The 24,446-nt window shown below is 45.1% G+C and carries 21 protein-coding genes and 1 pseudogene; 6 read left to right on the forward strand and 16 right to left on the reverse strand.

Translation table 11 applies throughout. The annotated features are described in order from the left end of the window. Nucleotides 1–64: 64 nt before the first annotated feature. The 9 genes from hflC to PN836_RS10580 form a co-directional block, all read right to left on the reverse strand. Nucleotides 65–949 carry a protease modulator HflC gene (gene hflC, locus PN836_RS10540; protein ID WP_395338116.1) on the reverse strand — a complete coding sequence of 295 codons (885 nt, stop codon included), beginning with the start codon at nt 947–949 and terminating at the stop codon, nt 65–67. After that, nucleotides 950–2,119 carry an FtsH protease activity modulator HflK gene (hflK, locus tag PN836_RS10545; RefSeq protein WP_395338117.1) on the reverse strand — a complete coding sequence of 390 codons (1,170 nt, stop codon included), beginning with the start codon at nt 2,117–2,119 and terminating at the stop codon, nt 950–952. Between the two features lie 107 nt (nt 2,120–2,226). After that, nucleotides 2,227–3,528, reverse strand: a complete 1,302-nt coding sequence (hflX, locus tag PN836_RS10550; protein ID WP_395338119.1) for a ribosome rescue GTPase HflX — start codon at nt 3,526–3,528, stop codon at nt 2,227–2,229. A 14-nt stretch (nt 3,529–3,542) separates the two neighbouring features. Continuing rightward, nucleotides 3,543–3,785 (reverse strand): RNA chaperone Hfq, encoded by a 243-nt coding sequence (hfq, locus tag PN836_RS10555; protein WP_395338121.1) that lies wholly within the window; start codon nt 3,783–3,785, stop codon nt 3,543–3,545. A 62-nt stretch (nt 3,786–3,847) separates the two neighbouring features. Further along, on the reverse strand, nt 3,848–4,750 hold the full coding sequence (gene miaA, locus PN836_RS10560) for a tRNA (adenosine(37)-N6)-dimethylallyltransferase MiaA (protein WP_395338123.1): 903 nt from the start codon (nt 4,748–4,750) through the stop codon (nt 3,848–3,850). Nucleotides 4,751–4,776: 26 nt separating this feature from the next. After that, nucleotides 4,777–6,774 carry a DNA mismatch repair endonuclease MutL gene (gene mutL / locus PN836_RS10565; RefSeq protein WP_395338124.1) on the reverse strand — a complete coding sequence of 666 codons (1,998 nt, stop codon included), beginning with the start codon at nt 6,772–6,774 and terminating at the stop codon, nt 4,777–4,779. A gap of 13 nt (nt 6,775–6,787) precedes the next feature. Further along, nucleotides 6,788–8,125, reverse strand: a complete 1,338-nt coding sequence (locus PN836_RS10570; RefSeq protein WP_395338126.1) for an N-acetylmuramoyl-L-alanine amidase — start codon at nt 8,123–8,125, stop codon at nt 6,788–6,790. 136 nt (nt 8,126–8,261) lie between these two features. Beyond that, complete coding sequence (gene tsaE, locus PN836_RS10575; RefSeq protein WP_395338128.1) at nt 8,262–8,798, reverse strand: tRNA (adenosine(37)-N6)-threonylcarbamoyltransferase complex ATPase subunit type 1 TsaE; 537 nt, start codon at nt 8,796–8,798, stop codon at nt 8,262–8,264. Between the two features lie 19 nt (nt 8,799–8,817). Then, nucleotides 8,818–10,317 carry an NAD(P)H-hydrate dehydratase gene (locus tag PN836_RS10580; protein ID WP_395338130.1) on the reverse strand — a complete coding sequence of 500 codons (1,500 nt, stop codon included), beginning with the start codon at nt 10,315–10,317 and terminating at the stop codon, nt 8,818–8,820. A gap of 15 nt (nt 10,318–10,332) precedes the next feature. Here PN836_RS10580 and queG point away from each other — a divergent pair, with 15 nt between their 5' ends. Further along, nucleotides 10,333–11,586 (forward strand): tRNA epoxyqueuosine(34) reductase QueG, encoded by a 1,254-nt coding sequence (gene queG, locus PN836_RS10585; RefSeq protein ID WP_395338132.1) that lies wholly within the window; start codon nt 10,333–10,335, stop codon nt 11,584–11,586. A gap of 24 nt (nt 11,587–11,610) precedes the next feature. On the opposite strand, the gene hemE is transcribed toward queG, so the two are convergent. Both hemE and nudC read right to left on the reverse strand, forming a co-directional pair. After that, nucleotides 11,611–12,678, reverse strand: coding sequence for a uroporphyrinogen decarboxylase (gene hemE, locus PN836_RS10590; protein WP_395338134.1), 1,068 nt, complete (start codon nt 12,676–12,678; stop codon nt 11,611–11,613). A gap of 136 nt (nt 12,679–12,814) precedes the next feature. Continuing rightward, nucleotides 12,815–13,615, reverse strand: coding sequence for an NAD(+) diphosphatase (nudC, locus tag PN836_RS10595; protein ID WP_395338136.1), 801 nt, complete (start codon nt 13,613–13,615; stop codon nt 12,815–12,817). Nucleotides 13,616–13,875: 260 nt separating this feature from the next. On the opposite strand from nudC, the gene PN836_RS10600 reads away from it, so the two are divergent. Further along, the gene (locus PN836_RS10600) at nt 13,876–14,328 is read left to right on the forward strand and encodes a transcriptional repressor (RefSeq protein WP_395338138.1); all 453 of its coding nucleotides are present in this window, start codon (nt 13,876–13,878) and stop codon (nt 14,326–14,328) included. Nucleotides 14,329–14,543: 215 nt separating this feature from the next. Beyond that, nucleotides 14,544–15,737 carry an OmpA family protein gene (locus tag PN836_RS10605; RefSeq protein ID WP_395338139.1) on the forward strand — a complete coding sequence of 398 codons (1,194 nt, stop codon included), beginning with the start codon at nt 14,544–14,546 and terminating at the stop codon, nt 15,735–15,737. Between the two features lie 110 nt (nt 15,738–15,847). Here the strand turns inward: PN836_RS10605 and PN836_RS10610 are convergent, their stop codons facing one another. After that, complete coding sequence (locus tag PN836_RS10610) at nt 15,848–16,864, reverse strand: SMP-30/gluconolactonase/LRE family protein (RefSeq protein ID WP_395338140.1); 1,017 nt, start codon at nt 16,862–16,864, stop codon at nt 15,848–15,850. A gap of 110 nt (nt 16,865–16,974) precedes the next feature. Then, nucleotides 16,975–19,779 (reverse strand): replicative DNA helicase, encoded by a 2,805-nt coding sequence (dnaB, locus tag PN836_RS10615; protein ID WP_415926403.1) that lies wholly within the window; start codon nt 19,777–19,779, stop codon nt 16,975–16,977. An 801-nt stretch (nt 19,780–20,580) separates the two neighbouring features. Between dnaB and PN836_RS10620 the strand changes: the two genes are divergently transcribed. From PN836_RS10620 to PN836_RS10630, 3 genes and pseudogenes are all read left to right on the forward strand, one after another. Continuing rightward, a complete protein-coding gene (locus tag PN836_RS10620) occupies nt 20,581–21,177 on the forward strand; it encodes a short chain dehydrogenase (RefSeq protein ID WP_395338144.1) in 597 nt (198 codons plus the stop codon). Between the two features lie 358 nt (nt 21,178–21,535). After that, nucleotides 21,536–21,643 (forward strand): annotated as a pseudogene (locus PN836_RS10625) (transposase); the annotation flags it as partial. A gap of 412 nt (nt 21,644–22,055) precedes the next feature. Further along, nucleotides 22,056–22,214 carry a hypothetical protein gene (locus tag PN836_RS10630; RefSeq protein WP_395338145.1) on the forward strand — a complete coding sequence of 53 codons (159 nt, stop codon included), beginning with the start codon at nt 22,056–22,058 and terminating at the stop codon, nt 22,212–22,214. 85 nt (nt 22,215–22,299) lie between these two features. Here PN836_RS10630 and PN836_RS10635 read toward each other — a convergent pair whose 3' ends face one another. From PN836_RS10635 to PN836_RS10645, 3 genes are read right to left on the reverse strand one after another with little or no spacing between them, the layout of a single operon-like run. Next, nucleotides 22,300–23,295, reverse strand: a complete 996-nt coding sequence (locus PN836_RS10635; RefSeq protein WP_395338147.1) for a DUF4097 family beta strand repeat-containing protein — start codon at nt 23,293–23,295, stop codon at nt 22,300–22,302. Nucleotides 23,296–23,304: 9 nt separating this feature from the next. Further along, nucleotides 23,305–23,868 (reverse strand): hypothetical protein, encoded by a 564-nt coding sequence (locus PN836_RS10640; protein WP_395338149.1) that lies wholly within the window; start codon nt 23,866–23,868, stop codon nt 23,305–23,307. Further along, complete coding sequence (locus tag PN836_RS10645) at nt 23,861–24,436, reverse strand: RNA polymerase sigma factor (RefSeq protein WP_395338151.1); 576 nt, start codon at nt 24,434–24,436, stop codon at nt 23,861–23,863. Before PN836_RS10645 ends, PN836_RS10640 begins: the two co-directional genes overlap by 8 nt. Nucleotides 24,437–24,446 lie beyond the last annotated feature (10 nt).

Raw genomic sequence — 24,446 nt, forward strand, 5'->3', positions numbered from 1 at the left:
AAAGCTGACCACTACAGGCAGCTTTTTTAGATGTACATACTTTCGACACAATGGGTTTTAGCCCCTAATTCGCAACGCCGCCTTGATTATTCAAGTAGCGGAAAAAATCGCTGTCAGGCTCAACAATAAGCACGTCTTGCTTACTGTTGAAGCTTTGGCGATATGCGTCCATGCTGCGAAGGAAACTAAAGAACTCAGGATCTTTAGAATAGGTTTGCGCATAAATTTGAGCCGCTTGCGCATCGCCCTCACCGCGAAGCTGCCTAGCGTTTCGCTCCGCATCCGCTAGCATGACAGTGACTTTTGCATCGACGTTAGCGCGAATAATTTCAGCTTGCTCTTGGCCTTCAGAACGATACTCTCTGGCGGCCGCAGCACGCTCAGCGCGCATCCGTTCAAAAATCGAGTTTGAAATTTCCTGAGGTAGGTTGATTTGCTTTACGCGCACATCGATTATCTCAATACCAAGCTCATCTGAACTAGTTGATGCTTGAATCATCGCCTCGTCCATTAATTCGCTACGCTCACCCGATACAATCTGCTGGATAGTGCGCGAACCAAATTCTGAACGCAGGCCATTATTAACCTTTTGCTTCAATAAAATTTCAGCTTGCTCTTTCACGCCTCCGGTTGATAACCAATAGCGGCCGAAATCTTGTATTTTCCACTTAACATAAGAATCAACAATCAAATCTTCCTTTTCGATGGTAACGAATCGGTCAGCTCGTTCGTCCAAGGTCTGAATACGCGCGTCTAAACGCTGTACTCGGTCGAAAAACGGGATTTTGAAGTGTATACCTGGTGAGTATACCTTCGTTGAGCCATCGACTTCTTGGCCAACTTTACCAAAAGTAATCACGATGGCACGTGTGCCCTCAGCGACGACAAAGATTGAGTTAAAGCCCAGTATAACAAATACTACAACTAAAATAGCAGCAAAGTTCTTCATCTAGTTTCTCCCTTGTCTACCGCTTGTGTTACTTCGTGAATTGTTCAACACCGGTGTTGCATTAGGACTGTTGTTTACGCGATCCCGAATCTCTTCAAAACTTGTTGAGTTTAGGCTATTTGGGTCACGTTGATTACCACCGCGTTGCTCCATAATCTTATCCAGAGGCAAATACATGATGTTCCCGCCGCCCTCAGTGTCCACCATAATTTTACTGGTGTTGCTATAAACGGTCTCTAAAGTTTCAAGGTAGATACGTTGACGAGTTACCTCAGGTGCTGCGATATATTGTGGTAATAACTCCTCAAAACGAGCAACCTCACCTTGCGCCTCCAAAATGGAGCGCTCTTTATAGGCCTGCGCCTCCTCATTCATACGATTGACTCTACCTCGCGCTTCCGGCTCTATTGCGCGCTGGTAAGCCTCTGCTTCACGAATGAAACGCTCCTCATCCTCCTGCGCCGCAATTGCATCATCAAATGCCGCTCGAACTTGCTCCGGCGGTCTGGCATTGGTGAAGTTTAAGTCAATGATATCAACACCCATGTTATACGGCCCAACGATGCCTTGAAGTTCTTCAAGCACGCGCTGGCGAGCCACTTCACGTCCTTCCGTTAATACCTCGTCCATTTCTGAATGACCGACAACATAACGAATAGCACTATCAAAAGCTTGACTCAGGCTTTGCTCTGGGTCTACGACAGCAAATACCCACTGCTGGGGGTCAAACACGCGATACTGAACTTCCATCTCGACGCTGACCATATTTTCATCTTCGGTAAGCATGGAGCCAGAAGATGCCTGATTTCTTATTGACTGAACATTTACAGGAATAACGTTATCAACAAAGGTGAGCTTCCACTGCAGACCCGGTTGTGCCAAAGAATGAAACTCACCAAAGCGAAGAATGACACCGCGTTCAGCTTCTTTAATCGTGTAAAAACCGCTTAGCACGTAAATAACAATTGCAAGCACTAAAGCAATCGTGATGCCTTTTTTCGACAAGATAGGACCAGAGCCGCCACCACCACCGCCTCCACTTTTTCCGCCGAACTTACCAAAGAGGTTTTTCAATACATCATCTAAATCGGGTGGCCCTTGATCTTTGCCGCCACGATTCTTCCAAGGGTCGTTTTTATTGTCGTTACCACCCGGCTCATTCCAAGCCATACTATTACTCCGCTATTACAGATTCATATTAATATACTAGTTCAAACTACGAATAGATTTACCCTAGTGCAAATTAAAGTGTTACATGGTGTATTTGACGTACGCTTTTAGTCACAGTTCACGTTATTCACTAGAAAGCTAGATAATCGATATTCCAGTTTTTTGTCAATTCGATTCCAGTCGGCGCTCAGCATGTTAATCGTCACAATCCAGCTGCCGCTTCCGTCATATCGCTCTTCAACAATGCAGTCTAAGTCATACAGTATACCACGTAGCTTGCCCTCTTCTGGCGGTATGCTTAGGGTATGATTCACCATCGACTTTCTTAAACACTCAGTGAGGGCTTTTTTTAATAAATCAATGCCTTCACCTTTTTGCGCTGATACCCATACGCGTGATGGCCGTCCTTCTTGATCGCGGTCGATGCGTGGCTCAATATCTTCTAGTCTGTCGATTTTGTTGCAAACAATAAGCTGAGGAACCTCATCGGCGCCAATCTCATTTAGGACTTCGTTCACTTGATCGATGTTTTCAAGGTACTGAGCATCTGAATAATCAACAACGTGAAGCAACAAATTCGCTTCCTGAGTCTCTTGAAGCGTTGCTTTGAAGGCTGCTACCAAATCATGAGGGAGATGTCTAATAAAGCCGACGGTGTCCGCCAATATTGCAGCCCCAACTTCAGCAAGTTCTACCTTACGAAGCGTTGGATCAAGTGTTGCAAACAGTTGGTCTGCCGCATAAACGCCTGCGTCTGTAACGGTGTTAAACAGAGTTGACTTGCCTGCGTTGGTATAGCCTACAAGAGAGACAGTAGGAATTTCAGCGCGTTTTCGCGACCTTCTGCCTTGCTCACGCTGTTTTTGCACCTTTTCTAAGCGTTTAAGAATGGCTTTGATTCGGCCACGCAACAGACGACGATCGGTTTCTAGCTGGGTTTCACCCGGACCGCGTAAGCCGATTCCACCTTTTTGACGTTCTAAGTGTGTCCACCCCCTAATGAGGCGGGTCGAGATATGGCGAAGCTGAGCTAATTCAACTTGCAGCTTACCCTCATGAGTTCTGGCACGCTGAGCAAAGATGTCTAAAATTAAACTGGTCCTATCCAATACGCGACACTTCACAAGTGCCTCTAAGTTGCGTTCTTGGGAAGGGGAAAGACCATGGTTAAAAATGACGACGTCGGCAGATAAAGATTTTACGGTCTGAGCAATTTCTTCCGCTTTGCCAGACCCAACAAAATACTTTGCTTGAGGACTATTGCGGGAGGCTGTGACAACTGCACATTGATTTACGCCAGCCGAAGAAACCAACAGTTGCAGCTCTTGCAGGTCTTCTTTGTTTTGCTCGTCAGAAAAATCTACGTGGACTAAAACCGCATTTTCGCCAGCGTCGAAGCGATCAAACAAATATTAACTCCAAATTAGTCCTGAGAGTCGTCGCTGTGGTTGGTCGGCATTGTAAACGCACGAGACGGTACGACAGTAGAGATAGCATGCTTATACACCATTTGGCTTACCGTATTCTTTAATAACACAACGAACTGATCAAAGGACTCAACCTGGCCTTGAAGTTTGATGCCGTTTACTAAATAAATGGATACTGGGATTCGCTCTTTTCTTAGCGCATTTAAGAATGGGTCTTGTAGAGACTGACCTTTAGCCATTAGACGTCCTTATTATTATTGAAATTGTATAGCCTATGCCTGGTCAATCAGTGTACAACATATTAAGGTGTAGATACACATACTTTTTGTAAGATCTCTTCTAAGTTAGAAGGATTATTCATATACAAAACATGCGCATCTGACCAAGCGTTCAACCATGTTAACTGCCGTTTTGCGAGTTGCCGAGTTGCAATTACTGAGCGCTCTTTCATCTGCTCAAAACTCAATTCGTCGTTGAAATACTGCAAGACCTGCCTATACCCCACACTTCTCATTGATGGCGTATCTGCGTCCAAACAGTATTTGTTGAGTAGATGTTTTACCTCGGCTAATAGGCCCTGTTCTAACATTTGTTCAAATCGCTTTTCTATACGTAAGTGAAGCTCACTTCGGTTCTGTGGAACAATTGAAAAGTTTACGAAATCAAAGGGAAGTGCATCTGTTTTTTGTGCCTGCCAGTAAGACAAAGGCTTCGCAGTGCTCTCAAACACTTCCAGCGCCCGGGTGATCCGCTGCGGGTCATTCGGATGAATTTTTGCCGCACTTTGCGGATCAACCGCTTGCAATCGCTCATGCATTTTACTTAAGCCAAGGTGCTCAATCTGTATTTGAATTTTTTGACGCACTGATTTGTCTGCTTCGGGTATATTTGAAATACCATGATGCAATGCATTGAAGTACATCATAGTGCCACCTGTTAAAATCGGCACTCGCTTGCGGCCGAGTATATCGGTGATGCACTGATTTGTATCATGTACAAAATCAGCCACAGAGTACTGCTCTTGTGGACTAATAATATCGATAAGGTAATGCGGTATGCCTTGCTTTTCTTCTTCGCTAGGCTTTGCGGTACCGATGTTCATATCTTGATAGATAAGCGCCGAATCCACACTGATAACTTCACCATTAATGGCTTTCGCCGTTTCAACCGCAAGGGCAGTTTTCCCGGTTGCTGTGGGGCCCATGATACAGATTACTTGGGGAAATGCCGTCATGATAATGCTAGCGCGTCTAGCCATGTCTCGAAGGCTGATGAAGGAATATTTATGACCTGCTGCTGCAAAAGGTCACCTAAGATTGAAGCATCATGGAGTTTTTCCCTCCCGAGTGTCTCGTTCAGTATACTACTTTCGGCCATTTTGACTAAGCGCTGAGTTTGCGCACCTGTAAGAGGCGCTACTAACATTGTTGCTTTGGCAAGCTCAACAAGAAACATAAACAGCCTGTCATTGCCGACTGGTTTTTCGTCGCCGCTGCAATGCTTAGCGGGCATTGTTTTATCGCTGTGCGCTAATTTATCGCTGTGCACTAATTTATCGCTGTGCACTATGGCTGCAAATACGTGACTCCATGGCAACTCGCGAAGGACACTTGGCACTTGCTTGAGAATAATTTTGCTATTTTGATTTGAAACAACGCAGCCCAGTTGCTCCAGCGTATCCAGCACCTCATGATTGAGTGCGTGTTGAGAACGAATGGAGACGGGCATCAAAAGCGGCTGTATAACCGAGCATTTTGACAAGTTTTGCTGATATTCAAAGGCCAATAACTTCTCTAGGGCAATCGCTCTTAGATCGCCGTCTTGGTGTAAAACGAGGTATTTTCCTAACACAAAATGCTGTGGATTAGCTGCACTGGCTACTGAATTATGCTCTCGCTCGGACGCCGACATAAGGTTTTGGTAGTTTTGCCCGGCAATGCTTGGGTTAATATCGTTATTACGCTTATGCCCACAAGCCTTTCCAGACAATGGTTTCGAGCTGACTGACTGCGCTCTCACCGCGCTGCTCAATGGACGAATGTAATCGTGACGCTCTCGCGTTTCCCTCATTTTTGATGAGGGCTCGTTTATGTGATTAGCAGTATCTTGCCCTTGGCTAAAGGTATTAGAACGCATATCTAAACTAAGTCGAGGTTCTGATGCGCCAACGTTGTCGGTGTTATTACCACACTCAAGCGTAGACTCCTGTGCTGTCTGAGTGTCCACTAAAGCTTTGCTAATTGCTTGAAAAACAAGGTCATGCACTTGCCTTGCATGATGAAAGCGAACCTCGTGTTTCGCTGGATGCACATTAATATCCATATCCTGACTCGGTACAGTAAGAAAAAGCGCATACGCTGGAGAAAGATTGTCAGGCAACATACCCTCATAGGCTTGGCGCACGGCATGTAACAAGAGCTTATCTTTAATCATTCTCTGGTTCACAAATAAGTATTGATGCTCGGTAGTTTGCCAGCCTTCGCCTATTTTTGAGCACCAACCGGTCAGGCTAATTTCGCTGAAACGGTAATTAATAGGGGTGCACAAATCCGTGACTTTTCGCCCACAAACCTGCGCAAACCTGCTGTGTTGACTGTCGTTTGAATACTTCAATAGCGTTTTAGCATTATGTTTTAAACTAAAGCTTATATGTGGATGTGATAGGGCGATGCGCTTAATCATCTGTTCAATATGCTGTAATTCTGTTTTCGGCGTGCGCAAGAATTTTCGCCGTGCGGGCGTATTAAAGAACAAATCCAATACTTCAATGGAGGTGCCTTTTGGGTGAGCAGCAGGTTTTAAACTGACCTCCATGTTCATTCCTTCAGCATGCGCTTGCCACGCCGTATCTTGCCCTTCAGGCTTAGAGCTTAAGGTCAGCCGACTTACCGAACTCACACTTGCAAGCGCCTCACCCCTAAAGCCCATGCTAGCAATCGTATCTAAGTCCTCTAGCTCCTTTAACTTACTGGTAGCGTGGCGACTGAGTGCAAGCGCTAATTGCGACTTTTCAATCCCGCTGCCGTTGTCACGCACTAAAATACGTTTATGTCCACCTTTATCGATTTCTATAAGGATGTTGTCTGCACCTGCGTCAATGCTGTTCTCAACCAGCTCCTTTACCACCGATGCCGGTCTTTCAACGACTTCACCCGCAGCAATCTGATTCGCTACCTGCAAAGGTAATACTTCAATATTGGAAGATGGGCGGGTAAGCAGGTCTGACATAGCGGCTATTTATTTAGGAGCTAGGAATGGTTAGCACTTGTCCGATGCGCACCATATCTGACGATAAATTATTCTCGCTTTTCAGTTTAACCACACTTGTACCATAACGCTGCGCCAACAGAGACAAAGACTCACCGCTTGCAACCTTATGCTGCTGAGGTTCATTTTGTTTCCATTGCGCCCATAGGGTGCCATCTGGTGGTGTCTTTTTAAAGAAAGCTTTTATTGAAGTAAACATCGCATCAGCGAGACGTTCTCGGTGTTTCCGCCAGTTTAAATTCTTCTCTTCTTGCGGGTTAGAGATAAATCCTACTTCAACCAATATGGAAGGCGTTTCAGGCGCGGTTAACACGGCGAGACTGGCGCTTTGAGGCACTTTTTTGTGCATTTTGGTCACGCCTTTCATTTCGTCAATCATGACATTAGATATTTCGTAGCTACTGGCACGGGATAAATCCATGGACATATTAAATATGGTTTCGGCGAAGTATCGCTCGGTATCTCTATCTTCTATAACCTCGGCTGCCGCGCCTAAGAGCTCTGAACTTCGCTCTGTTTGCTCAAGCAAACGTCCGAGTTCACTGTCAGCTCTGCCTTTCGATAAAACCCAAACCGAACCTCCTCGTGGCTGCGGCGTGGTAAAGGCATCGGCGTGTATCGATACCAGCAAATCTGCCTGCGCTTTTGCTGCAATCTTTGGTCTGTCATTTGGAGAAATGTAATAGTCACCTGTTCTTGTCATTACGGCTTTCATGCCAGGCTCTTTGTTGATGCTTGATTCCAGCATTTTCGCAATACTCAGGGTAATGCGCTTCTCGTAGGTGCCCGCAGGGCCAACCGAACCTGGATCAACGCCACCGTGTCCAGCATCAATCACCACAATAATGTCTTTGTCACGATTAGGTGCAGCAGAATTGACGATTTGTCCTTGGCCAACAAAACCTGGATCGACTAACTCAATAACAAGTCTGTCGTCATAACCATTAGATGCGTCGAGCGAAAACAAGTTGGGGCTTAGCTTTTTGGTCGTTTCAATGACAATACGCGTGTCATTTTGTGTTTTAGGCGTGGATTGACGAATACGCCTGATAACACTTGAATCGATATCCAATGTAGAAAATGAATAATTGTTGTCAACACCCTGCAAATCAATGACAACCCGATCTGGATTTTTTAGCGTAAAATAGGTAAACGGTGGAAGGCTAGAGAACTCGAAAACTAATCGGCTTGTTTCCTCATCTTGTGCAAATCGTGCCGCCTTAATTGCAGCTTCTGAGGTGTTCGCATGCGAAGCGCTAAACAAAGCAAACAATGCGATTATCGTTAAAAGCGCAGTCAGACGTCCAGTCAATGACCTTCTAACACTCAGATCCCCTAGCGCTTGCATTTGCTCTGTCTCATCAACTGTGTTTCTAACAAATACTCAAATGAAATCATCTGCGAGTAACTCACTTTTTATTATTAGTATTGTAGACCATTATCAAGCGCTAGCGTTCATCTGCTCCAGCGATAATGCGAACTTCACTTTGCTTTTGCATTAAAGCCCTAAGCGTTTCAACGAGTTTTTGCCCGCGTGCAGAACAACCATTAAGGGAAAACTCTCTAGCGTCACTGTTTAACGCTATAGTAATTTCAAGGTCAGCTAAAGGCAATAAACCTACGCCTTTTTCTGGCCACTCGACTAAACATAGGGTCTCATCGTTGAAGTAGTCTCGTATGCCCATAAATTCTAGCTCTTCGGGATGACTCAAGCGATACAGATCAAAATGGTATACAGGAGTAGAGTGAATATCGTAAGGCTCAACGAGTGTGTAGGTAGGACTTTTCACACTGCCAGAATGCCCTAAGCTGTGCAGCAGGCCTCGGCTGAAGGTTGTTTTGCCAGCTCCTAGCTCGCCTTCTAAATACACAACCCAATTCGCTATCCCACTGTTCTGTAAGGCTTGAGACACAGATGATGCTAAATTCAGGGTGTCAGACTCCTGTATACAAACGACTGTTAGCGCTAATTGCTTAGGTTTCATGTTTATAGCCTTGCCCTCGTTACTCATTCACTATTGAGCGAATGGTATCAAACAAATCACTTGCGAGCAGGCCGCGCTGTCCAAATTCATCGGCCACGATGTCGCCCGCTTTAGCATGTAAAGACACACCAAACTGACAAGCCATATCCGTTTTAAGACCTTGTGCGACTAAGGCACCCAAAATACCTGTTAGGACATCCCCCATACCGGCAGTAGCCATACCAGGATTGCCGTGGCGACACACCCAAGAGTGCTGTTGATTGTCAACAATGCTGCCGGCGCCTTTCAATACACAGGTTGCATCGTATCTTTGCGCACACTGGCGAGCGTAGTTAAATCGATTTGATTCAATATCTTCAATTGACACGTTTAACAAGCGAGAGGCCTCGCCTGAGTGAGGGGTGATAATACAGTCTGGCAATGCCACAAAAGAAGTATTCACCGCTTTAAGGTTGAGCGCATCAGCATCGATAACCACGGGTTTAGGATGATGCTGGCAATAATCCATCGTTGTATCAAAGACTGATTTTGCCCAGTCATCTCGACCTAAACCTGGGCCGATAACAATACTGGTAGCCCAATCTAACGCTTCTTCTAATCCGCCGCTGATTACCATCAATTCGGGGCGGCCTGCACATATCTGAACAATAGACTGCTGGTGTGCAAACACCTTCACCATGCCAACGCCTGTGCGAAGCGCTGCTTCAGAGGTCATTCTTATCGCGCCTGACATACCCGCATTACCGCCTATGCAAAGCAGACGCCCATGATTGCCTTTATGGCTATTGATTGGCCGTGGTGCTAGACCTTTAAAATGCTTGATATCCATGGCGGTAGCGTCACTACGGGCAAGCTCTGAAAAGGCTTTGCCTATGCCTAAGTCAGCGAATACCAATTTTCCGCAATGTTGTTTACCTGCGCCAGTCGTGAGCCCTAACTTTATACCCACAAACGTCACTGTTACATCTGCTTGGATACAGTGACCTAAGGTTTCACCCGTATCGCCACACAGTCCGCTTGGCACATCAATACTCACGACAGGCAGAATTGATGCATTAATCGCCTCAATTACATCTGCAAACTCATTTCGTACCAAGCCATTGATACCCGTACCAAGCAAGGCATCAATGACTACTTCTGCTTTATTCAGCATAGAGACGTCAAAAGTCTGCACTGCAGAGCCTGTTGCAAGCCACTGAGCCTTTGCTTTAGCAACATCTCCATGCACTTCTCTGTCGGGTTCAATGGCGCATAAAGTGACATTTTTTCCGGCTTTAACGGCATTTACCGCCGCGATATAGCCGTCTCCCGCATTGTTTCCTATTCCTACAAGCACCAAATAGTTGTCAATATTGGGAAATTGCAGTGCGGCTTGGTCAAATACGGCGCGCCCGGCCTTTTTCATCAAATCGTACATCTCTATTGAAAGGCTTTCTGCGGCCGCTCTTTCGTACTGCCTTACCTGATCTGCTCGGTAAAGTTTCTGTGTTAAACTTAGGCTATTATCTTTTTCGAGCATGAAACGCGTCCTAAAGTGCAATCCATAAATTTCAAGGTATTAGCAGACAATATCAAGGCTTGGGGGAAATCGCTAGGTTTTCAACAGGTCGGAATTGCAGATATTGATTTATCGCAACACCAAGCTGCACTGCACAGCTGGGTGGAGAAAGGCTATCACGGTAGCATGAGCTTTTTTGAACGCAATTCACACAAACGCCTCCAACCAGAGCAGCTTGTGCCAGGCACGCTCAGAATCATTAGCGTGCGAATGAACTATTTGCCGCGGGAGGCTAAGTTCGCTCGCACCCTCAGTCAACCGCATACTGCTTTTGTTAGCCGCTATGCGCTGGGTAAAGACTATCACAAACTCATGCGCAAGCGCCTAAAACAACTCGCGCAGAAAATTGAGCGCTATTGCGAACTGGAATTTAGCTTTCATCCCGAAAGTGATGCACAGGGGAGCGCATTGTCTTATCGCCCATTTGTAGACTCTGCTCCAGTCCTTGAACATGCAATTGCAGAAAAAGCAGGTCTTGGATGGACTGGTAAGCACTCACTTACTATTAATAAAGACGCGGGCTCTTGGTTCTTTCTAGGCGAGCTGTTTATTAATTTACCGCTTCCCATCGACCAGCCCGTAGAGGAAGGTTGCGGCACTTGCAACGCATGCATGTCAATCTGCCCTACGCAAGCCATTGTTGCGCCTTACACCGTTGATGCTCGTAAGTGTATTTCTTATCTCACAATTGAGCATGAAGGTGCGATTCCCGAGGAGTTTCGTTCAGCCATGGGTAATCGCATTTATGGCTGCGACGATTGCCAACTGGTATGTCCGTACAACAAAGATTCACATCAAAGTGAGGAAAGTGCATTCCAAGCGAGAGAAGAATTGGACAAAAGCTCATTGTTGAGCCTGTTTAACTGGTCACAAGACACTTTTTTGTCGCGCTTAGAAGGCTCACCAATTAGGCGCATCGGGATTAAGAAATTCAAACGCAATGTCAGTGTTGCCATAGGAAACGCGCCCTTTTGTGCGACCTATACCGAGGCGCTGGAATCCGCACTTAAACACGAAAAGGACGATGTGCTTATTGAGCACTACCGCTGGGCTTTGGCGTCGCAATATGCAAAAAAAGGCGCTATCGATGTTAGCCAAGGTAAGGCTCAGGAGCGAGAAACGGAGGAATTATGCACTCTGACAAAAAACGTGAGCACGACTGAAGATATTTCAAGACAGCAGGCTCGCTTAGTTCGGATTATTGAAAAAGGCCTGCCGCGTGACGCTTAGCAGGCTGGAACGATTCATCTGCAATTATGCTTGGTGATAAGGTTTGGATAGTCGATGAACAGCATCAACAAAATGCCCTGCATTTTCGGGCGGCACATCTAAATGGATTCCATGTCCTAAGTTGAACACGTGCCCCTCACCTTTGCCGAAGCCGGCGAGGATATCTGAGACTTCTTGTTCAATCCTGGCCTTCGGCGCATATAAAATCGACGGGTCCATATTGCCTTGAAGCGCGACTTTATCACCTACACGCGCCTTTGCATCAGCAATATCGATAGTCCAATCCAGTCCAACTGCGTCACAGCCAGTCGCTGCGATGGACTCAAGCCACATTCCGCCATTTTTGGTAAACAGAGTCACAGGGACTTTTTGCCCCTCATATTCGCGTGTTAAACCATCTACGATTTTTTGCATATACTGCAGGGAAAACAGCTTGTAATCACGCGGGCACAGCACTCCCCCCCAAGTATCAAAAATCATTACCGACTGAGCGCCAGCAGCAATCTGTGCGTTCAAATAGATAATAACAGAGTCTGCTAATTTATCTAAAAGCGCATGTAAGGCTGAAGGGTCGGCAAAGGCCATTTTTTTAATTTTGGTAAAGGCCTTACTCGAACCGCCCTCAATCATATAAGTAGCAAGCGTCCACGGGCTGCCTGAAAAACCAATTAAGGGGACTTCACCTTTAAGGTTCTTGCGTATTGTTCGCACTGCATCCATAACGTAGCCAAGCTCTAGCTCTGGGTCCGGCACGGGTAATTTATTGACGTCTGCTTGACAACTTATGGTGTGTTTGAATTTTGGACCTTCACCCGTTTCAAAGTATAGTCCAAGACCCATAGCATCCGGTATGGTAAGAATGTCAGAAAACAAGATGGCAGCGTCTAGTTTGAATCTGCGAAGTGGCTGTAGTGTGACTTCACATGCGAGTTCAGGATTTGTGCAAAGGGCCATAAAATCGCCAGCTTCTGCGCGCGTCGCTTTGTACTCTGGTAAGTAGCGACCGGCTTGTCGCATCATCCAAACGGGCGTCATATCCACACTTTGCTTTAATAGCGCGCGAAGATATCGGTCATTTTTTAAGGTTGTCATTACTAGTTATCTATCCTTCACCGCGAGCGGTCATGTTCATGCCTTTACATTTGTGGACTATCGCAGCACGCCACGAATTTGTCTAAATGCAGTGTAAATTGAGCGTTTACTCAGGGCGCGAAATATTACGCTAAATTTACTCTAACTGCTGTATTCTTTTTAAGGTTTCTTCTATTAACAAGCCAGCAATACTAAGTTTAGGGGGGATTTTAGGTAGAGCATCAATATCAAACCAATCGGCACTAAGAATTTCTTTTTTATCTAATACTAAATCACCACCAGCATAGTCCGCTAGATACCCGACCATAATTGAATGTGGAAACGGCCACGCTTGACTACCAAAGTACTCAATGTTTTTAACCTCAATACCGACCTCTTCTTTTACTTCTCGGTGCACCGCTTGCTCGAGAGACTCTCCACTTTCAACAAAGCCTGCAAGTGTCGAAAAAAATCCAGCCCTTTGATGACGCACGCCTTGAGCAAGTAAAATTTTGTCGTCTTTTCGAATCGAAACAATTATGCACGGAGATACCCTTGGGTAAGAGCGATGACCACATGTATAGCAATGCATCGCCATTTCCCACTGCACTTTTTGCATAGCGTCGCCGCACTGTCCGCAATATCGGTGGGTTCGCAGAAATATTGCATACTGCCATGCTTTCGCCAGATGTTGAAATTCTTCAAATGAAAGCACGGCCAGCGCCTCACGCATCGACAATAACTGATAGTCTTCTTGCTCAAGCACTTCTTTTTGCATATCTAACAAGATATGCGCTCCGTAGGCGCTTTGGTCAATGACTTGGTCGTGTTCGTAACTCGAGAAATCATCAAGTGAGATATCAAATAGACTCGTTAAACGAATGCCTTCAAGTTCCCTATTGGGCACTACCCAACGATTGTCTGAAAATATAAACGGTATTTTTTTCAATGGCGACACGTTGGACGGCTTGTTGACACTATGTGACTGGCTTTCATATTGTGGGCGCGCTCCTTATTTAAGCCTATATCGAGTTGATGCTGTTGTTATCATAATAATTCACTGAACACGTGGCAACCCAGCATAGGTTTACAGCAAGCGGTCACGGTGAGAGTCAAAACCGCGTTTATGCCTGTCAAAAGTGCTTGTTGTTTCATTCATGTGCAAAGCAGTGATACAATCATCGCTAAGTGTTCATCAACACATTCGGAGCATATCACTTGTCGGTCGCCCTAACTAAGCATCAACAATCTATTTTCAAAAAAGCCCAAGATTTCTGCGACAAACGCGGGGTGCGCTTTACACCGCTGCGTGCTCGAGTATATGAAATCTTATTGCAGGAAGAGTCATCCATTGGTGCTTATGATCTACTCGACAAGCTTCGTAATGTCGAAGACAACGCTAAGCCACCTACTGTTTATCGGGCTTTGGACTTCTTTTTAGACCTTGGATTAGTGCACAAAGTTGAATCGAACAATACCTTCAAGGCTTGTCATCACTTTGGTTGTGCGCATCCTGTACAGTTCTTGATATGCGACTGTTGTGGTGACGTGCAAGAAATACAATCACAGGGGGTGAAAGAAACCCTTGAGGCTCAGGCACGTGAAAATGCCTTTGAAATTCAATCGCAAACCATTGAGGCTCACGGCCTTTGTAAGCAATGTCGCGCGTAATCGAAATCAAGATAAAAAAAGTGATTACTGCGTTTAGGCGTAAATAAAGCTATACTTAACAAGGTTTTGATAAAAATTGAAAGGCGAAGGCCACACTAACTGTTTCCAACTCGCATAGGAATGTGCACGTTGACGTGTCAATGAGTCTTCTTGTGTGCGTTAAATATGATTAAAATACATAATAATAATTGAAGCTTAATAAGGACATAAATACCATGAAAAAATTAACGTTAGCTATTGCGTTTGCCCTTGCGGGTAGCGCTACCTCAGCAATTGCTCAAGATGCGCCCCCATACGAAAACTGGGTGGGTGGTTTCGCCCAGTATTATAATGCAGACTCTGAAAAGCCAGAGCCCGTTGGCGGTCTTGAAGACGGAAAAGGCTTTGGTGCAGAAATGGGCTTTCGCTTCGACCCCTCTTGGGCGCTTCGTTTTGAATTAGGTCGCGTATTGATTGATAACGACGACAACAATCGCTCTTCTTTGGCCGATGATGGCACAATGCTTGGCGCTGATCTTATGTATTTCCTTGAAGATGATGCGGCTTATGTATTCAGTGGATTGCGTCAGCAGTCATTAACTGACAGCTATCGTATGGCAAGTCTCGGTGTAGGTAAACATTGGAAAACAGCTGAAAACTGGCGTGTTATTACCGAAGCCGCAACTTATTACGATTTCGGTCAAGGTTATAACGAGTTTAGTTTGAAGCTAGGTCTAGCCTACGTTTTTGGACTGAACACTGGGCCTAAAGCGCAACCTGATTCTGATGGTGACGGCGTATTTGATGCAATGGACCGATGCCCTAACACACCTGCAGGCACCGAAGTAGATGCAACTGGCTGTAATATCGACTCTGACGGCGACGGCGTGCGCAACAGTGTTGACCAATGTCCGAATACACCAGCAGGCACTGAAGTGAATGCGCAAGGTTGTGCAATCAAAGATTCTGACGGCGACGGCGTTGTAGACGCACTTGACGAATGTGCAAATACCCCAAGCACCGACCGTGTTGACGCCAAAGGCTGCAGCATGTTTGAAGAAACGGAAGTATTTGTAGAGCTTGATATTTTGTTCGATAACAACAGCAGTGTGGTAAACAATCCAGATTCAGAAATGATCGTTGAATTTGTTGAGTTTATGCGCACTTATCCAAATACCCGCGTAAGAATCGAAGGTCACACATCATCAGTGGGTACCGAAGAGTACAACATGGCGCTGTCTGAAAGACGTGCAGAAGCTGTGAAGCAGGTACTTATTGATCAATATGGCATTGCAGCAAGCCGCTTAAGTACGATTGGATACGGTGAAACACGTCTTAAGTTTACTGAAAATACACAAGAAGCACATCGCTTGAATCGTCGTATTGAAGGTAAAATTACAGCCACTGTAGAAGAAAAGCTTACTCGTTAAGCACTAGCAAAGTAAATTGAAATGCGCTGTCATCTATTGATGACAGCGCTTTTTCTATCCTGATTATACGCTGCTTTAATCCCCCACCTGCTCCGCGCTTTTTAACGGCCTCAACGCAAAGGTATTGACATCAATTGGTCGTGAGCAGTCATATATAACGTTTTTTCATCACCCGATAGCGTTGCGTTAGCGGTTGCCTTACCGGTTCTTATTTTGGCTAAGAGGTCACCTTGTTCAGTAAATACAAAAACGCCGCCTGGCCCGGTTGCAAAAATATAACCTTCACTGTGCACGACCATGCCATCCGGAAGCCCGCGCTCCCCCTCTTTGCCGACAAGCCCTGAAGCATCATAAAACACACGCTTGTTTTCAAGGGATCCGTTTTCGGCTACATCGTACTGATGCCACATAGCTGCATCTCTATCGGATGCGGCCACGATGACTCGCGATTCATCTGTGGTTAATACAATACCGTTAGGATACTTTACCGAGTCATCCTCAAGAATAAGCTCGTTTGATGAGGTCAACCTAAAGATGCCGTCAAAGTCTAACTGCCTGTCTCGCTCGCGGTCGCTTAAGCCATAAGGCGGGTCGGTAAAATAAAGATCACCATTGCTGTGGAAAATAGCGTCATTGGGACTGTTGAAACGTTTGCCCTTAAAGTTATCGGCTAACACAGTGAAGCTAGGAGCGGGTTCATCAAGCGCTGCGTCCATTGTAACCACTCGTCTGTCGCCGTGCTGCATAATAAGTAGTTTGCCGTCTTTTGTTAACAGCAAACCATTTCCGCCCTCTTTAGAATCGTTTTCGCTAAGGCCTGTTGCACCAGAGGGCGTCAGATAGACCTCAACTTCATGACCGGGCTTGTATTGATACAAAGTGTTTTGAGGTACATCAGAAAACACAAGATACCCGCCGTCTTCTATCCACACAGGGCCTTCAGACCATGAATAGCCCTGACCTAATACCGAGAAGCTAGCGCTCGGGTCAACAATTTCCAGCGCAAGGGAATTGTAAATTTCTACATACGGCGTATCACTTGCTTTCACATGAGTACTTAACAAGAGTGCAAAGGTGAATGCACCACTTAAGCACGGTTTAATAAAGGTTTGAAGAAGCTTAGTCATAGATAGTCCTCTACTTAAATCATAGATTATTTAAACGAGTCAGAGTGCAATTGTAGACCAGTTATTTATGGGGCGTATTGATCATTTTGTACTGCAAATATCATTACGTCTTAGTAATTATCTGAAAACTCAGGCCCTGCATAGTTATCAAAACGAGAGAACTGACCTTGAAAGGTCAGGCGGCTTGTGCCAATGGGGCCGTTTCGCTGTTTACCGATAATAATCTCAGCAATGCCTTTGTATTCACTGTTTTCATTGTAGACTTCATCGCGATAAATAAACATTATCAAGTCGGCATCTTGCTCAATTGAGCCAGATTCACGAAGGTCAGAATTGATTGGGCGCTTATCGGAGCGCTGCTCTAGACCACGATTGAGTTGCGACAAGGCAACTACAGGAACCTCCAGCTCTTTTGCCAAGGCTTTAAGCGATCGGGAGATTTCGGCAATTTCCAATGTTCGGTTGTCACTTAAGCTCGGGACTCTCATAAGCTGCAAGTAATCGACCATAATCATTGATAAACCGCCTTTCTCACGCGCCAATTTTCTGGCCCTTGTTCGCAAGTCCATGGGCGTTAAGCCCGAACTGTCATCAATATATAAACAGTCCCTCTTGTGAAGGCTCTGCATGGTTTGCTGGAGTTTCACCCAATCCGTATCGTCCAATTTGGCCGTTCTGATTTTGGTCTGATCCACGCGGCTCAGCGAGGCGAGCATTCTCATCATAAGCTGCTCTGCAGGCATCTCCAGGCTAAACACAAGCACCGGCTTTTCCTGAATCATCATGGCGTTTTCGCATAAATTCATAGCGAAGGTCGTGTTATGCACACAAATATCTTGAGCAATGAAGTTGTGTTCATTCGGTACCGTCAGGTCGTATACTTGTTCGTATCCCTGATAATCGATACTTACGATTGCATCCCAGTAAATATCTGAGCTTGCAATATTTGTTAGATAGTCATCATTAAATAGCTGTGCAAAGTGTTCGACGCGACTTCTGCTTAAACTTCGTTTGCTAGCGCCTTTCAAATGTGGGTTGTACCCTTCAGGGAGAGGCAAGTTCGCCCTCTGATAAATACTACGCCAAGACTGATTGCCCTTGAGAGCAAGAATATAGTCGCATACTGAATCCGGCACGCTATCGACATTGGAGTGATGTCGTTTTTGGCAAAGCCAATCCTGCGCCCGTTTGACCCTATCTTGCTTGCCTATCATCCCTATTTCATTGAGGAGAATGTCGAGGCTGTCTCGATGCAGGACCTCGACTTCGTATTGCGGATTATCGAAACCATTTTTGCGTCTAAGTTTGCTCAGCACACCAAATCGCAGCAACAAGTGCTGTACTTGCTCGGCAAGCTTGATGGACGCTGTTGCGTAACTCGCTCGCACCTGACCGTTTGAACAAAAGTAAACACCGCCATCACACGCAAACATGCGATTCAAGCAAAGTGCGATTAAGTCTTTATCAAGGCAGAATATTTCTTGCGGGAGTGTTTTCTCTAGCGCCGATTTTCCCCACAGGCCAAAACGCCTAAGCGTATCGGTTACTGGATTAAAACGCTGAACACTTTGCCAAAACGTTTCACTGGTTTGTTCCCGAAAACCATCCCCTAAGACACGAGTGAGACTGTCGTAACTATCAGGTAAAGGCAGGGCAACCTGATTACGCCATTGACTCACCGTTGAAGCTTGCACACCCAAACGTTGTGAGATTTGCTTTGAAGTTAACCCAAGCTCTTTTATCGCCGTGTTTACCGCAGCAGAAAACATCGCCTTCGCTAGGCTTATATCACCAGTCTTGGCAGAGACGCGGCAGCTGGGCGCTCTTTTATGGGAATTTTGTTCGTTTCTTCCAGCGGACTCTACGCAATTGACTTTTACGCCACGATAAGCCGACATTGCCTTAATAAAATCGCTGACAATCTCTGAATTGGTATTGGTAAATAAAGGACTACTTTGGGTTGTGCCGCCATCGGACACAAAATAAGCAATGGTTTTGACGATATGCGAGGCCATTTTTTTGCATCCGAATATCGGAAGGTGACGAGGCAATGCGATTTTTTCACCCACTTTCAAATTTTCAAGCGCTTGCCAACCGCCTCCCGTTAAAAATGGATGTGTAAGCGTTGTCTTTACGCTACGCCCGAGGGCAGTCGTTACTTTAAATACTGGTTTTTTACCGTCATCTACGAACTCGCTGGCTTTGCTCGGTTTGAGACGGAAATCAGACCTTAGCGAAGTAACATTCGCCTGTTTTTTCACGACCATATCTTCAATGGTTTGCAATTCACCTGTTTGCGGATTAACCAACATAGAATCAGCAGCAAGGCATTTCCCCATCGACGGCCGGGCAGCAACAATAATGAGATCTGAAGGCTGCAAACCACTGGTTTTCTTGTCTAGGTCGTCAAAGCCAGTAGAAACGCCAGTGACTTCCGCGTCTTGTTTAACAAGCTCGTCGAGTCGGTCAACCGTTTTCTTTAATACGCTTTTGACATCCACTGGTCCTTCGCCAGCGGCGGTGCGCTTTTCAGCAATTTCGAATACGCGGGTTTCGGCTAAGTCTAAGACCTCTTTACTGTCTCTTCCCTCAGGGTTGTAACCCACCTCAGCAATATCATGGGCAACACCAATGAGCTCTCTTACTACCGCTTTTTCACGAATGCTGTGTGCGTAAGCGGCAATGTTGGCAGCACTTGGCGTATTTTTTGAGAGTTCAATGAGGTATGGGAAACCACCGGCGTCTTCAAGCTGGTTGTGCAGGCTTAATTCGTCTTTAACAGTCACTGCATCAACAGATTGAGTAGCATTAATAAGACGAATAATCGCAGCATAAATAATGCGATGAGAGCGATTGTAAAAATCATTTTCCATGATCACATCGGCAACTTTATCCCACGAATCTGGCGATATCATCAAAGCGCCAAGAACAGACTGTTCCGCCTCAATGCTATGAGGCGGAATGTTGAGTTTTTCTATATTGTTGGTCGAGTTTTGTGCCACGTAACGCCAATGCCTTTTAAAATCGGACAGTTATTATGGAGTAAATCTCACGATTTGTCCTACCCAATCTCCATCGTATTGGTACTTTTTAAGCACATTGTTTTACAAGGACACAAGTTGCGAAGGCTTTACATAAAGGATGCAGTTAAAGCAGCTTTGGCATATGAGTAAGGAGGTGTGTTAGCTATAAGCTTGTTTGGCCTGCTCTCTACACCCATCTTACTGTGCGTTGTATCGCGGCCTACTAGTCGTGAAAAGCCTTAGCTAGTGAGCTGAAATCAGGTCCAACTTCTTTCAAATCCCGGAATTTTATTATTAAGAAATAACTAAACTGTCGATTTGGGTGCTTGACATGCCACAAAATCCTATTGGATGACATCATTCAAGTATGGAAGGCGCAACAACTGATCTACGCAATAATCTGAAAGTACACCAGCCTTAAAACTCTTAAACTCTGAGTCAAGGTTTAGGAAGTCAAAAAGTGACTAATCTAATCTTAGCACCCTTGTAAGCACCTGTTTTGATGTAATTAGTCGGGCACTTTCGCAAGGAATAAACTTCTTTAAGTGAACAACACTTAACGACAATAAGAAGGCTATCCTGATGCATCAAAGAGCCGCCAGGCGCTTAGTCTCCAATCTGTTTTTCGCTCTAAGTTTTAGCGGTATTAGCAATTGTCAAATGTAAAGGTTCAACGGAATTAGGAATAACTTAATGAAAACAATTTTAGTGATAGGTGCGTCGGGCTTACTCGGAGGAGAAGTGGTCAAGCTATTGTCGCACAACCACCATGTGATCAAATCCTCATATAATGATAACGCTTATCCTGTTGACATTACCGATATCAACTCAATTAATACGCTTTTACTTAAAACCGGCAAAGTTGACGGCATTATATGCACAGCGGGTATGGTTCGATTTGTTGAGTGGTCTAAGGCCTCGGATGATGACTGGGCTCACGGGCTTAAAAACAAACTGATGGGACAGATCAACCTCCTTCGATACGGTGCAAGATATCTAAATGACGGTGGGTGCATGGTATTGACCACTGGCGCTTTAGCCCAACACCCCATTGCTGGCAGTGCCATTGTTTCAACAGTGAACGCTGGTGTGGAAGCAGCTGTCAAAAGCGCAGCTTTAGAATTGAATGACACAAATATCCGTATTACGGCTGTGTCACCGGGCTGGGTCAAAGAGACAATGCAGTCAATGGGTTTAGATTCTACCTCTGGGACTGCTGCTAAAGATATTGCAATAAAATATGCGCAACAAATCGAAACCGGCGAAAATGGTAGTATTATTGTTTTGTAATATCTAAATCCATGAGGACTCATACGGCCAACATGGTTGTTAGTGGGTAAGTACATAAAAAGGAACATTTGAAGGCCAATAAGAGCCCGTGAGCCAGCCCTCAAAAAGGAGTCATCTCAAAACTACTATGCAAAAAAACAACACGATGTATCTGCGCAGAATGGTCATCGTAGTGCAGACCACGATCTCCTTGAAACTCACTAATGATTAACTGCCAAATCAATTATGACTCAAAACAAGTAAGAGAAGATAAATTGTGCTAACGCACACAAAATCTGTTGAATTAATAATCGAATCCCTGCAAGAAACAATTACTCTTCTTCAACCTGCTGAAGTTCGCATACTTTTTGCGGCAAGAGCTGGCGCATTGAACAATGCCGATGAGCCTGAACAACTAGAACGCTTGTGTCGTTACATCAGTCGCCCAGCTATCACTGAGCAGCGCCTAAGCATGACGCAACATGGACAAAGAGCCGCCTTTTGGCGCTTGTTGTTCGGTCATAAAACTAGCAAAGCCGTCACACTGGAAGCACCGCAAATCAGTCTGATTGAAAGCAGTATACTCAAAAAGACAAACGCGTTACTGGCTAATGGTGGATACACCTGTCAGGTATGTCAGTTATGTGCTTGGAAAAATTGTAGTTAACTTTTCTATGTCCTTTAAGTCTTAGCGAAAGGTAGCTTCAATATGCCTTGAAGTCGAGTAAAAACCCCAGCGTAATGTCGTTTTATATACAAAATCAGCATCTTAATGGTGTTTTTTAAGGAATTACGGAGCAAACCTGAGAAGTTCATGAAGGTTTCAAGGGCAATAAATATCACCCGAGTTAAACTCGCTGACGTGAGTCAGCTTTTACTAAACTTCTAAGGAATTAGATATGCAGAAAATTAAAAAATACGCGATTGTAGGAGTACTTGCATTGACAGCAAGTCTTTTCTCTGTGTCTGCCAGCGCTTGGCCAATTATTGGACCAATTATAATTTGTGATGGTGAAGACAATTGCAGGGTCATATTCTTAGAGAGCGAAGAAGAATAGTAGTATTTCGTTCGGTCATTATTATTGATTAGTGACCGAACTTTTGTTTACTAACACCGCTTCACGGCTTATTTGTCGCAGCTAATTATTGCTCGCTCAAAGTTATCCTGCCGTTAACCGTGGTGATATCGACTCTTGCATCGGGATTGCCCGCTGAAAAGCGAAGCCATCTGCGTGGACCATATTCTGCTTTTTGCGGCTCATCATCGCTTAAACGATTGCGAATACTGCCACCGGCGTGTGCCTCAATATCAAATTGCGCTTGAACGTCGCTGGGGAGCTCAAGTTCAATACTGCCGCCAACAGAGCTTAAATTAACTACCGCAGATGGTAGCAATGACATAGAAAGCTCCAAACTGCCGTTTACTGTATTTGCTTCAACGGTTGACACACCTTGCAGGTTGAAATCCATATCTCCGTTAACCGTTTCGGCAGTAATCTCTGTCGCATTGCTGTCGATATTCAAATTGCCGTTCACCGCACCTACTTTAATTCCCTGCTCACCCACGTGTCCAATCTTCACATCACCATTAATGGTTTCTACGTCAAGACTACCTTGCATGGATTGCGCGTCAATATCGCCATTGACTGTTTGTAAACTGATACTGTTGTTTAAGTTTTTGGCGCTAATGTCACCATTCACTAACTCCAGTGAACTGCCTCCCTGTACGCCGTCAATGTTCACGTTTGCATTTACCGCATCATAATTCACTCGAGCGTTGGTAGGCACGTAAATGAGAATGTCGTCACCGTCTATCGAACCTGCATTCCAATTACCCCAGCTGCGGTTTTCCTCAACTTTGATAATGATTTCAACGGTTTTACCGTTCCGTTCAAAGATAAACTCTTCGGTATCATCTCCCAGCTCGCCACTTATGCTCACTTGAGATTTATCCCAAACTCGAATTTCTGCCGTTCCACTGGTGTGCTCAATTTGCACAATACCATTGGGATCTGCATCCATCACTTCATCTACTTTTTCACCGGCGTAAGCCAGCGATATCGAGCCGATTGAAACTACAAGGGCCAATACGCTTGCGCCAACTACGCGCTTAATACTATGTGTATTGTGTTCATTCATTGCATACTCCTAAATATGTTGCCAAGACGGCACATGCGCCTTTTCAATAAGGGCAAGTTGCTGCTGATATACTTGTTTTAACATGCGCAATAAAGCGGGATTGTTTGGCGATGTCTCAAGCGCTTTTTTTATGGCGTCTTCGGCTTCATCAAGCTCTTGCATTTGTTTTTGCCAATCGTTAGATGCTGGACTCATGTTTTCAAAGCTTGCCAGTAGTGCCTGCTTTTGCTGCTGATGATTCTCACTCATGCTTTTGACTAACAACTCACTTTGAGACTGATGCCCTGCGTAAAAGCTCAAGCCCGCCACAAGCATCACGGCAAATACCGATGCAAATACCGCAGTACGCTGAAAACCAAATCCCCATCCACGATGGACACTCTTCTCCTGATAGACTTCGTGTTTATCAAAACCTTGGATCCCGTATTCAATTCCTTGCCAAAGATCTCTACTTGGCAATTTCTCAGAGTTGATGCGCATTTGAGTGATAGATTCGTCTAGCAAATTTTGCGAGCTAAGGCTTTTATCGCTTGAGTTATCCACCGCCTCTTTATTCAATCCACCCTTATTCATTTATTGCTGCCTCTAACAAATTCTTCGCTTTATGATATTGAACTTTGCTGGTACTCACTGAAATACCTAAGTTTTCTGCAATCTGTTCGTGTCGATAGCCCTCAACAGCATACAATATAAAAACGTGGCGCATACGCTGGGGCAGTTGCAGTACAAGTTTTTCAAATTCATCTTCACAATAATCCCCCCAGCCAGCGCATTCTTGTTGCGTTGAATCATCTATCGAAAACATCTTTTGCCACCATGAGCGCTGCTTTCGAATGTATGAGATGCACACATTACTTGCAACTGCATGCAGATAAGTCGAGAACTTGCTCTCTCCCTTAAAGTTCTGCATCTTTTGCCATAGCTGAATGAAGACTTCTTGTGCGGCATCTTCCGCCTGCGACTTGTCGGCGCATAACCGAAAACAAAGTCCATACACTCTTGCTACATGTAAATCATAAAGTTTTCGATACGCAATCGTGTCGCCCTGCTGGGCTAGGCGAACTAACCCAAGCTCCTCATCTTTACTAGCTTGATAAGCGGAATTCTCGTGAACACTTTCACTGTCTTGCACTAATTGCATATGCGACGTT

The sequence above is a fragment of the Ningiella algicola genome (assembly GCF_028401415.2).
Taxonomy (GTDB): domain Bacteria; phylum Pseudomonadota; class Gammaproteobacteria; order Enterobacterales; family Alteromonadaceae; genus Glaciecola.